Origin of the sequence: Vibrio sp. 10N.247.311.13, from assembly GCF_041467595.1 — a bacterium.
Classification (GTDB): domain Bacteria; phylum Pseudomonadota; class Gammaproteobacteria; order Enterobacterales; family Vibrionaceae; genus Vibrio; species Vibrio crassostreae_C.
Genome location: NZ_JBFSUX010000068.1, coordinates 14,463 through 27,913 on the forward strand (window position 1 = coordinate 14,463; position 13,451 = coordinate 27,913).

12 protein-coding genes are annotated in these 13,451 nt (G+C 45.4%); 9 read left to right on the forward strand and 3 right to left on the reverse strand.

What is annotated here, in order from left to right:
• Nucleotides 1–35 precede the first annotated feature (35 nt).
• On the reverse strand, nt 36–944 hold the full coding sequence (gene rarD / locus AB6E52_RS20060; RefSeq protein WP_017061330.1) for an EamA family transporter RarD: 909 nt from the start codon (nt 942–944) through the stop codon (nt 36–38).
• 179 nt (nt 945–1,123) lie between these two features.
• On the opposite strand from rarD, the gene recQ reads away from it, so the two are divergent.
• From recQ to AB6E52_RS20075, 3 genes are all read left to right on the forward strand, one after another.
• Nucleotides 1,124–2,962, forward strand: coding sequence for an ATP-dependent DNA helicase RecQ (gene recQ / locus AB6E52_RS20065; protein ID WP_102320441.1), 1,839 nt, complete (start codon nt 1,124–1,126; stop codon nt 2,960–2,962).
• Between the two features lie 49 nt (nt 2,963–3,011).
• Nucleotides 3,012–3,323: a DUF3630 family protein gene (locus AB6E52_RS20070; protein WP_102320442.1), complete on the forward strand. Its 312-nt coding sequence runs from the start codon at nt 3,012–3,014 to the stop codon at nt 3,321–3,323.
• Between the two features lie 245 nt (nt 3,324–3,568).
• Nucleotides 3,569–4,240, forward strand: a complete 672-nt coding sequence (locus AB6E52_RS20075; RefSeq protein WP_017061333.1) for a 7-cyano-7-deazaguanine/7-aminomethyl-7-deazaguanine transporter — start codon at nt 3,569–3,571, stop codon at nt 4,238–4,240.
• A gap of 102 nt (nt 4,241–4,342) precedes the next feature.
• Here the strand turns inward: AB6E52_RS20075 and gppA are convergent, their stop codons facing one another.
• Nucleotides 4,343–5,836, reverse strand: a complete 1,494-nt coding sequence (gppA, locus tag AB6E52_RS20080; protein ID WP_102320443.1) for a guanosine-5'-triphosphate,3'-diphosphate diphosphatase — start codon at nt 5,834–5,836, stop codon at nt 4,343–4,345.
• A gap of 6 nt (nt 5,837–5,842) precedes the next feature.
• Nucleotides 5,843–7,153, reverse strand: coding sequence for an ATP-dependent RNA helicase RhlB (gene rhlB, locus AB6E52_RS20085; protein WP_017062979.1), 1,311 nt, complete (start codon nt 7,151–7,153; stop codon nt 5,843–5,845).
• A gap of 111 nt (nt 7,154–7,264) precedes the next feature.
• Here rhlB and trxA point away from each other — a divergent pair, with 111 nt between their 5' ends.
• The 6 genes from trxA to fre all read left to right on the forward strand — a co-directional run bounded on the left by trxA (nt 7,265) and on the right by fre (nt 13,097).
• Nucleotides 7,265–7,591 carry a thioredoxin TrxA gene (trxA, locus tag AB6E52_RS20090; protein WP_010440700.1) on the forward strand — a complete coding sequence of 109 codons (327 nt, stop codon included), beginning with the start codon at nt 7,265–7,267 and terminating at the stop codon, nt 7,589–7,591.
• A 200-nt stretch (nt 7,592–7,791) separates the two neighbouring features.
• A complete protein-coding gene (rho, locus tag AB6E52_RS20095) occupies nt 7,792–9,051 on the forward strand; it encodes a transcription termination factor Rho (RefSeq protein ID WP_017062978.1) in 1,260 nt (419 codons plus the stop codon).
• Between the two features lie 110 nt (nt 9,052–9,161).
• Nucleotides 9,162–10,157: a hypothetical protein gene (locus AB6E52_RS20100; protein WP_017059249.1), complete on the forward strand. Its 996-nt coding sequence runs from the start codon at nt 9,162–9,164 to the stop codon at nt 10,155–10,157.
• A 98-nt stretch (nt 10,158–10,255) separates the two neighbouring features.
• On the forward strand, nt 10,256–12,097 hold the full coding sequence (gene ubiD, locus AB6E52_RS20105; protein WP_102320444.1) for a 4-hydroxy-3-polyprenylbenzoate decarboxylase: 1,842 nt from the start codon (nt 10,256–10,258) through the stop codon (nt 12,095–12,097).
• The gene (locus AB6E52_RS20110) at nt 12,094–12,363 is read left to right on the forward strand and encodes a 2Fe-2S iron-sulfur cluster-binding protein (RefSeq protein WP_008224727.1); all 270 of its coding nucleotides are present in this window, start codon (nt 12,094–12,096) and stop codon (nt 12,361–12,363) included. The genes ubiD and AB6E52_RS20110 overlap by 4 nt, the downstream gene beginning before the upstream one ends.
• Nucleotides 12,364–12,383: 20 nt before the next feature.
• A complete protein-coding gene (fre, locus tag AB6E52_RS20115; protein WP_102320445.1) occupies nt 12,384–13,097 on the forward strand; it encodes an NAD(P)H-flavin reductase in 714 nt (237 codons plus the stop codon).
• The last annotated feature ends 354 nt before the right edge of the window (nt 13,098–13,451 follow it).

The following is a 13,451-nucleotide window of genomic DNA, read 5'->3' on the forward strand; positions in this document are numbered from 1 at the left end:
GTATTAAGGGATTGTCTTGTAAAAAACGATCAATATCACTGTTTCGCGCGTTTGTTCTTCTTGTTGTTACGCAGGCCATCAAAGCTGAAAATAACCAGTGCTCCCCATATGAAAGCAAAGGTGATCGCTTTATCTGAGGTAAAGGCTTCGCCGTAGATCAGAACCGCTAGTAAGAACATCAAGCTTGGACCGATGTACTGGAAGAAACCGAGTGTTGATAGCTTCAAGCGAGTTGCAGCGCCAGTAAAACACAGCAATGGAACCGTGGTGATCACACCGGCAGCAACCAGTAATAGGTTGAGTTGCATCGGGTTCATCGATAAGTTTGAGGTCGGGCTATCGGCAATAAACAGTAAGTAGGTTGCGGCGAGAGGCAGCATCACCAGAGTTTCAATGAACAGACCCGTTTGTGCTTCTAAGCTGACTTTCTTACGCAGCAAGCCATAAAAGCCAAAGCTAAAGGCTAGGGCAATGGCGACGATCGGTACTGAGCCGAAGGCAATTAATTGGATTAATACGCCAATCGCAGCAAGAGCCACAGCAAACCATTGCAGCTTACGTAAGCGTTCGCCGAGGAAGAGCATCCCAAGTAACACGTTAATCAGAGGGTTGATGTAATACCCCAAACTGGCATCGAGCATGTGATTGGAATTCACCGCCCAGATAAAGATCAGCCAGTTTGCACCCACCAAAATAGATGTCGCCACCAAATAGAGCATTTTTGGTTTTGAGGTCAGGGTGTCACGGACTTTACGCCAGCTGCGGCCAATGTGCAGTAAGAAAGCGAGTAGGAAAAAAGACCATACTACACGGTGGCTGAGGATCTCTAACGGGGAAACGTCACTTAAAGATTTGAAATATATAGGGGCGATACCCCACATTGTGTAAGCGCCGACGGCAAGCAAAACTCCTTGGCGCGTACGTTGTTGTTCTTCCTGTGTCATGCATCTTTCTCTAGCACTGAGTGCTTATTAATAAGATTTATAAGAGAGTTGGTCAGTATAGGAGCGATAACCCTTTTCACCTAACAATTTGCGGTTTAATTCGCCAGCGTTCCCCTCTACAATGTGCGACTTGCTTGCCGAAGATGCTTGCTGATTTCATACCTCGATTAGGAACCACAATGACCGCCACTCTGATTGCTGAGCAAATACCAACTCCCGCGAATGATGCGCAAACCATCTTGCAAGATGTGTTCGGCTATCAATGCTTTCGCGATGGTCAGCAAGAGGTCATTGATTTGGCCGTTGAAGGCAAAGACAGCTTGGTGATTATGCCAACCGGTGGTGGTAAATCTCTGTGTTACCAAATTCCGGCTTTGGTTCGTGAAGGGCTGACTCTGGTTATCTCACCGCTGATCTCGTTGATGAAAGACCAAGTCGACCAATTGAAGGCCAATGGTGTTGCCGCTGAGTGTATTAACTCTTCAATGCCACGTGACCAATTGCTGAATGTGTTCAATCGTATGAACTCAGGTCAGCTGAAAATGGTCTATGTGTCACCAGAGCGTGTGTTGATGCGTGATTTTATCGAGCGTCTTCAAGGTTTACCGCTTTCGATGATTGCAGTCGATGAAGCGCACTGTATCTCTCAATGGGGTCACGACTTCCGCCCTGAATATGCATCATTGGGGCAACTTAAACAGTACTTCCCGCATGTACCTTATATGGCGCTCACAGCAACCGCTGACGATGCGACGCGCAAAGATATTATCTCGCGTTTGCAGTTGGTGGAGCCGCACACTTATTTAGGCAGCTTCGATCGTCCTAATATTCGTTACAACCTTGTAGAGAAACACAAGCCAGTGTCTCAGGTGGTTCGCTACCTAGAAACACAGAAAGGTAATTGCGGCATTATCTACTGTGGTAGCCGTAAAAAAGTGGAAATGGTGACCGAGAAGCTGTGCAATAACGGTCTTCGTGCGGCGGGTTATCATGCCGGAATGGACACCGATGAGCGTGCTTATGTGCAAGAGGCCTTCCAACGCGATGATATTCAGATCGTTGTGGCGACTGTGGCGTTTGGTATGGGTATCAATAAACCCAATGTACGCTTTGTGGTGCATTTTGATATACCACGTAACATCGAATCTTACTATCAAGAGACTGGCCGTGCGGGTCGTGATGGCTTGCCTGCAGAAGCTATGATGCTGTTTGACCCTGCTGATATGGGGTGGCTGCGTCGCATGCTGGATGAGAAAGAAGAAGGCCCACAGAAACAAGTTGAAATGCACAAGCTGAACGCGATGAGTGCCTTTGCTGAAGCGCAAACTTGTCGTCGTCAGGTTCTGCTTAATTACTTTGGCGAATATCGTGAGAAGCAATGTGGCAACTGCGATATCTGCCTCGATCCACCTAAGCATTTTGATGCGACTAAAGAAGCGCAGAAGGCGTTGTCTTGTGTGTACCGTGTCAATCAGTCGTTTGGTATGGGCTACGTAGTCGAAGTGATGCGTGGTATGCAGAATATTCGTGTCCGTGATAATGGTCACGATAAGCTATCTACCTACGGTATTGGCCGCGATCACAGTCATGATTACTGGATCAGTATCTTCCGTCAGCTGATTCATAAAGGCTTGCTGTTCCAGAACATCACTCGTAACTCAACTTTACAGTTAACCGAAGAAGCCCGCCCGCTGCTGCGCGGTGAGATGTCTTTGGAATTGGCTGTTCCTCGTTTAGATACAGCGGTGCGTAATGCTAAGTCCGATAAGTTAAGCAGCAAGAATTACGATAAGAAGCTGTTTGCGAAACTGCGTAAGCTGCGTAAGTCGATTGCAGATGAAGATGGCTTACCACCATACGTGGTATTCAGTGATGCGACCTTGATTGATATGGCTGAAATACTGCCTACCTCATACGGAGAGATGCTGGCAGTCAACGGTGTTGGTCAACGTAAACTGGATAAGTACGCAGACCCATTCCTAGATTTGATTCAAGAACACATCACCACACACGGCTAGTTTGCAAGAAACGTCTAACTAATAGAAAAAGAATAAGGTTAATAGGGACATGACAACACAAACAGAATTTGGCTTAAGAGAGTATTTAGCTGAGGAAGGGCGTTTATTGATTACGTCTCCAAGTTTTGATTTTGATTCTTATGAAGTGCTAGGTGAAAAGCTGGTGGCGTTGTTGTCAGCGTCAGTTGTTGAAAAGCAATGGGACGCCGATATGCATTCTTGGTTGATTGATTTTGAAGATTGCCGAATGTTCTTAAAGTCCGAACATTACAGTGAATCAATTTGGTTTAAGTCGTTAAACGCTGAAGAAAGCCGAGAAGAGTTTGATTATCTCGCGACGCTTTTCAAGCGCGGTTTTTAACTTTTGGCATCTCTTCTAAAACACAGCTTCTAGAGCTATTCACCAATAAAAGTGAGAATAAACGTTTGCGTTTGTTCTCACCGTTGCAGCCAATATTGATTAATGTATAATCGCCCGCCGCTCAGCAGAGCAATTTTTAGATACATTTTTTAATTCACATTATTGGTAAGAGCTTTCTTGGATTATTCGAAGAAATGACTCGATTTGGGTTCCCTCACCCCCAAACCAAACTAAAAAGGTACAGCATGAGTAACTTTACCCCTGCGCAACAGCGCAAAGCCTTAGCACTATTAGTTTTGTTCCATTTGGTGATTATTGCGTCAAGCAACTATCTGGTTCAGCTACCTTTTACCGTCTTCGGTATGCACACCACTTGGGGTGCTTTCACTTTCCCGTTTATCTTCCTAGCGACCGATCTGACCGTACGCATTTTTGGCGCGCAGCTTGCCCGTAAAATCATTTTCTTAGTGATGCTACCAGCTCTGGCCGTTTCTTATTTCTTGTCAGTGGTGTTCTTTGAAGGTTCATTCCAAGGCTTTAGCCAACTAGGTGAGTTCAACTTGTTTGTTGCACGTATCGCCGCGGCGAGCTTCATGGCTTATTTACTGGGTCAGATCTTGGATGTGCATGTTTTCAACCGCCTACGTCAGCTTAAACAGTGGTGGGTTGCCCCAACGTGTTCAACGTTATTCGGTAATGCTATTGATACCATCGCTTTCTTTGCGATTGCTTTCTACCAAAGCCCAGATCCATTCATGGCCGAGCATTGGACTGAGATTGCCTTAGTCGATTACGGATTCAAACTTATCATCAGCCTAGGCTTGTTCGTGCCTATGTACGGTGTGCTTCTTAACTACATTGTTAGAAAGCTAACCGCAGTGAACCCTGACTTTAAAGCGACAGGCGTGAACGCTTAAGTTTGAGATTTGTAACACAAAGCATTAATGCAGCGATAAGAAAAAGCCCAAGTTAGTCTACTAACTTGGGCTTTTTTTAATTTCTAGCGTCAGATACTAATATCAGAGGCATTTAATATTCAATGGCCAGCCAATATCGGTTTGTCTATTCGACTCGATCTCTAGCTCTGCAGCGGTCAGCGGATTGTCAGCTAACCATTGCTTAGAAAGCGTTAGGGTTAGATTGTTGTCATTCGTCGTCAGTTTGAACTCAGGCTCTAGCGCTGGGTTACGACGGTGAGTTAACAAAATAGCCAAACGCAGAATACGTAAAATACGCTTGCTGCTGGTGCCTGAGATAGCGTGTTGCTCTGGTAATGAGGTTAACTGTTCACGGTAGCGACGAGTTAACTCACCCAAGTAGTGCTTTTGCGCTCGAGTAAAGCCAGGTAGGTCTAAGTTCTGCAGCAGATAAGCGCTGTGCTCACCGCCTTTTTTGAAATCGATGGTTAAACCAATCTCGTGAAGCTTAGCTGCCGTTTGCAATAGCACACCAGCTTGAGGTTCTGAAACCCACGTTTCGGCGCCCGCTTGGTCTAGCAGCGTTTGTGCGACTACTGCTACTTGTTCACCGTAGCTTACGTCCATTTGATAGCGTGATTGAACACTCTTAATGGTACGTGCACGGATATCTTCTTGGCGCAGCTCATCAACCATCTCGTAGGCTAGGCCTTCACGGAGTGCGCCGCCTGCGAGTGTCATTGAATCTATTTCAAGCAGCTCAAAAATAGCAATAAGAATAGAAAGGCCACTCGGGAACACTAATGCGCGTTCAAGGGTAAGTCCTTCGATTTCTAGCTCTTCCAAGCGCTCAGTAATCATCGCTTGTTTCTGTAGGCGCTTAAGTTTGGCATGAGTAATCACTTCATCCATGCCTTGCGCTAACATGATTTCTTGCAGTGCTTGTACGGTACCACTGGCGCCGACACACACATCCCATCCGATATCAGTGTAGCTATCTAGGATAGGAGCCAACGTTGACTTCGCCGCTTCAATGGCGTTGTTAAAGTTGGTTGCGGTTAATTGGCGATCTTTAAAGTGGCGCTCAAGCCAAGTAACACAGCCCATCTTCAGGCTGGTTAGTGCTTTCGCTGAGAAGCCTTCACCAATGATCATCTCGGTGCTTGCGCCACCAATATCAACAACCAGACGGCGGCCACTGCCACCAGAAGTGTGTGCTACGCCTTTATAGATAGTCGCAGCTTCTTCTTCTCCGGAGATAACATTGATGTCGTAACCAAGGATCTGGTTCGCTTTCTCTAGAAATATATCCACATTGATAGCAGTACGTAGGGTCGCTGTACCGACAATGCGGATATTTTCTTTCGGAATATCTTGAAGTCGCTCTGCAAAGAGACTCAAACAGTCCCAACCGCGCTGCATGGCTTCTGTACTAAGCGCATTATTTTCATCTAAGCCTGCAGCTAAACGCACTTTGCGCTTAATTTTAGCCATGGTTTGTACGCTGCCATCGATATGACGCACAACGAGCATATGAAAACTGTTCGACCCGAGGTCGATTGCAGCGTAAAGCGGGGGTGACACTGTTTGACTCATAAGCGACTAAGCTTCCTTGTTATGACGCGGTTGGCGTGGGCGACGGTTCTGGTTTGGTTTACGGTTCCCGTTGCGTGGGCCATTGTTGTTTGAGCGGCGTTGTTGCGGGTTACGTGTACGTAAGCGCAATGGTGCTGGTAGATCTTCTAGCAGTGCAGAAGCATCGTAGTCAGACACAGGGATCGCGTGCTCAATGTATTCTTCGATTGGTGGCAAGTTGATTGCGTAATCTTCACAAGCAAAGCTGATCGAGTGACCACTTGCACCAGCACGACCTGTACGGCCGATACGGTGAACGTAATCTTCACAGTCATCAGGTAGGTCGAAGTTGAATACGTGTGTTACTTGAGGAATGTGTAGACCACGTGCTGCAACGTCGGTTGCGACAAGCAGGTCAACATCACCTTTAGTGAATTGCTCAAGAATCTTTTCACGTTTCTTCTGAGGAACATCGCCAGTTAGCAGGCCAACACGGTGACCATCTGCAGCTAGGTGACCCCAAACAGACTCACATTTGTGCTTAGTGTTAGCGAAGATGATAGCGCGCTCTGGCCACTCTTCTTCAACTAGAGTCTGCAGCAGTGCCATTTTGTGTTCGTTTGATGGGTAGAACAGCTCTTCCTGAATGCGGTGACCTGTTTTACGCTCTGGCTCAACAACAACATGCTCTGGGTTGTGCATGTGTTCGAACGCTAGCTCTTGTACGCGGTAAGACAATGTCGCAGAGAACAGCATGTTCAGGCGATCTTTTGGCTCAGGCATACGGCGGAACAAGAAGCGGATGTCTTTGATGAAACCAAGATCGAACATGCGATCAGCTTCGTCAAGAACAACAGCTTGAATGTGGTTAAGGTTAAATACCTTCTGCTTGTAGAAATCGATGATGCGGCCAGTCGTACCAATTAAGATATCTGCGCCTTCTTCGATTTTACCTAGTTGCTTGTCGTAGCTTTCGCCACCGTAAGCAAGTGCTGCCTTGATACCTGTGCTTTCAACCAGAGAGTCAGCATCGTTGTAGATCTGAATCGCGAGTTCACGCGTTGGTGCCATAATAATCGCACGTGGCTGGTTAGGCTTACGCCCTTCATGCTCAGATGTTTTTAGCAGGTGGTTAAAAGTAGCAGTAAGAAACGCAAGCGTTTTACCAGTACCCGTTTGGGCCTGGCCTGCAATGTCTTGGCCGGTGAGCAGTACCGGGAGCGCCAAGGCTTGGATAGGGGTACAATAATCGAACCCTTTTTTCTCCAATCCTTCAATGACTTGCGGAAGTAAATCCAAGTCGGCGAACTTTTGCTCTGTGATATGCGTCTTTTTCATTGCTATAGAATATCAGCTTAAGCTTGCAATACGAAAGTAAATACATTCCAATAGGGCATCTATTTACTGGTTATCATCCAACCAGTTCTAAAAAATACATTGGAGTGGAAGATGAGTGATAAGATTTTGCAGCTAACTGATGACGGTTTTGATAACGATGTAATCAATGCTGCAGGCCCTGTTCTTGTTGATTTTTGGGCAGAATGGTGTGGTCCATGTAAAATGATTGCGCCGATTCTTGATGAAATCGCAGACGAGTACGAAGGCAAGCTCACAATCGGTAAATTAAATATCGACCAAAATGCTGGTACTCCACCAAAGTTTGGTATTCGCGGTATTCCAACGCTACTTCTTTTCAAAGATGGCGGCGTAGCAGCGACTAAAGTTGGTGCATTATCTAAAACTCAACTTAAAGAGTTCTTAGACGCTAACCTATAATCAGGTCAGCATTTGAAAAGAAACCGTGCAGTTAACAAATGCGCGGTTTTGTTTTTTCTAAGCTATGGACTAGTCTTAGTTTTAGTGCTAATTTATCGCACGTTAATTGAACGAATTTCTCTTCTTGGTCGATCCTGTGACCAAATCCTTCTTAACTTAAGAAAACAGATCCTATTTTGACTAAACAAACTTCCACCACTATGAATCTTACTGAACTGAAGAACAGACCTGTGTCTGAGCTTGTTAAACTTAGCGAAAGCTTAGGTCTTGAAAATCAAGCTCGCCTAAGAAAACAAGACATTATCTTCTCCATCCTTAAAGCGCATGCAAAAAGTGGTGAAGACATCTTTGGTGATGGTGTTCTAGAAATTCTTCAAGACGGTTTTGGTTTCCTACGTAGCGCCGACAGTTCATACCTGGCTGGCCCAGATGATATCTACGTATCACCAAGCCAAATTCGTCGTTTTAACCTACGTACAGGTGACTCTATTGGCGGTAAAATCCGTCCACCTAAAGACGGTGAGCGTTACTTTGCACTGCTTAAAGTAAACACGGTTAACTACGACAAGCCAGACAACGCACGTAACAAGATTCTTTTCGAAAACCTTACTCCTCTTCACGCTAACGAACGTATGGTGATGGAAGCGGGTAATGGTGCGACTGAAGATATTACGGCTCGTATTCTTGACCTTGCATCTCCAATTGGTAAAGGTCAGCGTGGTCTGATTGTTGCTCCGCCTAAAGCGGGTAAGACAATGCTTCTGCAAAACATTGCTCAAAGCATTGCACGTAACCATCCTGAGTGTGAACTAATGGTTCTACTTATCGATGAGCGTCCAGAAGAAGTAACAGAAATGCAGCGTCTAGTTAAAGGCGAAGTAGTTGCTTCAACATTCGATGAGCCAGCATCTCGCCACGTACAAGTTGCAGAAATGGTTATCGAGAAAGCGAAGCGCCTTGTTGAACACAAGAAAGATGTAGTTATCCTACTGGATTCTATTACTCGTCTAGCTCGTGCTTACAACACTGTGATTCCTTCATCAGGTAAAGTTCTTACTGGTGGTGTTGATGCGAATGCTCTACATCGTCCAAAGCGTTTCTTCGGTGCGGCACGTAACGTAGAAGAAGGCGGTAGCTTAACGATCATCGCAACAGCACTGGTTGATACTGGTTCTAAGATGGATGAAGTTATCTACGAAGAATTCAAAGGTACAGGTAACATGGAACTGCACCTTAACCGTAAGATTGCTGAAAAACGCGTATTCCCAGCGATTGATTTCAACCGCTCTGGTACTCGTCGTGAAGAGCTTCTTACCAAGAACGATGAACTACAGAAGATGTGGATCCTGCGTAAGATTGTTCACCCAATGGGCGAAATCGACGCAATGGAATTCCTTATCGACAAGCTAGCAATGACGAAAACGAACGATGAGTTCTTTGACGCAATGCGTCGTCAGTAATATTGATTAGCTGATCGTATTTAATAAGCGCTGCCCTCGGGTGGCGCTTTTTATTTGCATTTTGTAGCGCCAGCTTGCAGAATGAGCAAAAGTGTTACAAGGACGTTAAAATGCAACATGGACTGTTGTCATCATTACTCCTGTCTACTTCACTGTTATTTTCACCGGTTGGTATGAGCTATGCCACCGAGATGTCTCCACTTACAGTAGAGTCTTGGCTTGAGAATGATCAAGTAAAACTGAAAACTGCTGAACTACTCGAGCTTGTCGTACGTGACGAAGTCAATTCGCTACGCTTTGCGCTTGAGCGCCTGACATTTCCCCAGCAAGAGGTGGCTCGTTACCAACTCTTGAAGAAGCTTGAACAGCAAAAAATCGTACTCACACCCAAGATGTCTATCTTCATCGAGCAGCAACTTGCTATCACGCCCACTTATCAAGTCTTAGAACGTGGCGATGGCTATGAGTTTACGGTACCTGCCTTTAATTACCCTTCAATTGCTAATCGCCTTATTAAACAATGGCGTCAAGATCAGAAGACATTGGTATTTGTGCTAGATGCAGAGAAACAGGAACTCGACCTAAAAGAGTGGTTATCTGGATCTGAACATCAAGTTCAAACGCGAGAAGCGTTGCTCATTAGAGAGCTAGACAGTTTGTCTCCTGAAGCGGTTGATTACCTAACTAAGCAACTCACCGCATCTTCTATTGTTAGTTGGTTACCTTCTACTGAGGTGGTGGTTCGATTAGCGCAAGTGAGCGAAGACCCAGAGGTATACAAAATTCTATGGCGAATGAAGGCCGATTATCATAGCCAAGCTGAGCTAGTTCGCCTTGCTGAAACCAAACAAACGTTCGCGCTTGAACAGGTGATGGCGGCGACTAAAAACCCGCGTTTGAAAGATGAAGCGATTACTTTGCTTACCAAAGTTAACCCGTTATCAGAAGAGGTGAAGCTGTTCCTTGTCTCTAGGATGGCGATTGCTGATGAAGCACCATTAGTTGCGCGTGAACTCGCCAAACAAGGTCATACGCGATGGTTGCAAGATCTCGTCAATGATAACCCTCAAGTGAAGAGCTCTTTGATCGAGCAAGCATTACCGTAAAGTGGATTTTGCCTCTCAATAACCACACTAAAAAGGGGGATCTCAGCGTCACCCTTTTTGATATACTGAGCGCAGAATAATCAGCATGTAGAAGTCCTATGAGTTTTAAAGATTTACGTGATTTTATCGACCATCTTGAAAGTATTGGTCAGTTGAAACGCATTTCTCACCCAGTCGATCCAGACTACGAAATGACCGAGATTAGCGACCGTACTCTACGTGCTGGTGGCCCGGCTCTTTTGTTTGAAAATCCAGTAGGCTATGACATGCCTGTTTTGACCAACCTATTTGGTACACCCAACCGTGTTGCTATTGGTATGGGTCGTCAAGAAGTCAAAGAACTGCGTGAAGTGGGCGAGTTGCTTGCTTACCTAAAAGAACCTGAGCCACCAAAAGGCTTTAAAGACGCTCTTGATAAACTGCCTGTATTTAAGCAAGTCTTAAATATGCCGGCTAAACGCCTTCGCAAAGCGGCTTGCCAACAAGTGGTATGGCAAGGTGATGACGTCGACCTAGATAAAATCCCTGTGATGAGCTGTTGGGCCGACGATGTCGCGCCATTGCTAACATGGGGTTTAACGGTTACTCGTGGTCCAAACAAGAAACGCCAAAACTTAGGTATCTATCGTCAACAGAAGATCGGCAAGAATAAAATCATCATGCGTTGGTTAGCCCACCGTGGTGGAGCGCTTGATCTGCGTGATTGGATGGAAACCAACCCAGGGAAACCATTCCCAGTATCGGTAGCGTTTGGTGCTGACCCTGCCACCATTCTTGGAGCAGTTACGCCAGTGCCGGATACTTTATCTGAATACGCGTTTGCAGGCTTACTACGTGGTAGTAAAACTGAGGTCGTTAAATCAATCAGTAATGATTTAGAAGTTCCTGCAAGTGCTGAAATCGTGATGGAAGGTTACATCGACCCGAATGAATTCGCAGATGAAGGGCCTTACGGAGATCATACTGGTTACTACAACGAGAAAGAAAAGCACCATGTGTTTACTATTACTCATGTAACCATGCGCGAGAACCCTATCTATCACAGCACCTATACTGGCCGTCCACCTGATGAGCCTGCGGTATTGGGTGTTGCGCTAAATGAAGTGTTTGTGCCTATTCTTCAAAAGCAGTTCCCAGAGATTGAAGATTTCTATCTACCGCCTGAAGGTTGTTCGTACCGAATGGCAGTAGTGACCATGAAGAAGCAATACCCAGGTCACGCTAAGCGAGTGATGATGGGCGTATGGTCTTTCTTACGCCAATTCATGTACACCAAATTTGTATTGGTGTGTGATGAAGATGTGAATGCACGTGATTGGTCTCAAGTAACCGCAGCGATGTGCGAACATATGGATCCGTCACGCGATAGCCTGATGATAGATAACACGCCGATCGATTCATTGGATTTTGCCTCACCCGTGGTTGGGTTGGGTTCTAAGATGGGTCTAGATATCACTAAGAAGTGGGACGCAGAGTTAGCGTTATCGCCAGATGTCCAAACAGCACCTGTAAATAGTGAACATATAGAAGGTAGCTTGGCTGAGTTAACCAAGGTTCATCCTGAAATTATTGATATTCACCTGCAAAACGACAATGCCAGCATGGTTGTGGTGTCTATTGATAAGCAAGCAGCCGGTAATGGTAAGAAAATCATGGAAGCGATTTGGTCTCAATTTGATGAGAACAAGTTTGTTATCGTGTGTGATGGCGATGTCAATGTGAGTGATTGGAATGACATCATTTGGGCGGTAACGACAAGAATGGATCCGGCGAGAGATACGTTATTCCTGCAGAACGAAACTGGACACTCAAAAATGGGTCTCGATGCGACCAATAAGTGGGAAGGTGAATGCCTGCGTGAGTGGGGTGTACCAATTACAAAAGATCCTGATGTTGTGAAAAAGATTGATAGCATCTGGGAACAGCTAGGAATTTCATGAGCTACCAAGTAGTCTTATACCCAGAAAACATCAGTTTCACAGTAGAAAAAGGGCAAACGGTCTTGGATGCTGCGCTCAACAGCGATATCTATTTCCCAAACCGTTGCCAAGTTGGCGCATGCGCAATGTGTATGTGCAAAAAATTAGAAGGGCAAGTGAGTTACCACCTTGAACCCATGCTCACAGAGAAAGAGCAGCAACAAGGCTGGATTTTTGCTTGCCAAGCATTTGCAGAAAGTAATTTAGTTCTAACCTTTGCCGATTAAGGGTTAGTAAGAGGAAGAACATGACTATTAAATGTAAAGTGAAGTCTATCGAGCCTTTGGCTTGTAATACTTACCAAATCCTACTTCACCCAGAAACACCGGTCGCTTTTAAAGCGGGCCAGTATCTGATGGTTGAAATGGGCGAGAAAGATAAGCGCCCATTTTCTATCGCAAGTAGCCCTTGCCGCCACGAAGGTGAGCTTGAGCTGCACATTGGTGCTGCCGAGCACAACGCTTACGCACTAGAAGTGGTTGAAGCGATGAAGAAGGCACAAGCTGAAGATGGTGATATTGCGATTGATGCGCCACACGGAGATGCTTGGATCAAAGAAGAAAGCGATCGTCCTCTGTTACTAATTGCTGGTGGTACTGGCTTTAGCTACGTGCGCTCTATTCTCGATCACTGCATCGCGCAGAACAGTAAAAAAGAGATTCATCTATACTGGGGTGCAAAAGATGAGTGTCAGCTGTATGCGAAAGAAGAGCTTGTCGACATTGCAGCAAAACACAGCAATGTGCATTTTGTACCAGTAGTAGAAGAAGCACCTGAAGTTTGGCACGGCCAAACGGGTAATGTATTAGAAGCAATCACGCAAAGTTTCGAATCATTAGCTGATTTCGATATCTACATTGCGGGTCGTTTCGAAATGGCAGGCGCTGCAAGAGACTTATTTACTCAGAATAAAGAAGCAAAGCGTGACCATATGTACGCTGATGCTTACGCATTTATCTAACAATACCCTTAGATTTTGAGCAAAAAGAGAGCAGAAATGCTCTCTTTTTTACGTTTAGGTGAACTATTAGGCAGTTAACCCCTATTTATTTATTTTTCATGAAAAAGTAGTTGCTAAGCTGAGAGGGTTCCCTATAATGCGACACCACTGAGACGGCAGACGCCACAAGGCTTCAGCAAGAATCAGTAAGACGGAAAGCGACAAAAAATTAATTTTCAAAAAGTGTTTGACACTGAATGTTAATTCGCTAGAATGGCCGTCCACTTCGAGAGGCTCCTTACTTAAAAGGAACGCTCAAGAAGCAAAGCTCTTTAACAATTTAAACCTATCAATCTGTGTGGGCACTCGTTGATG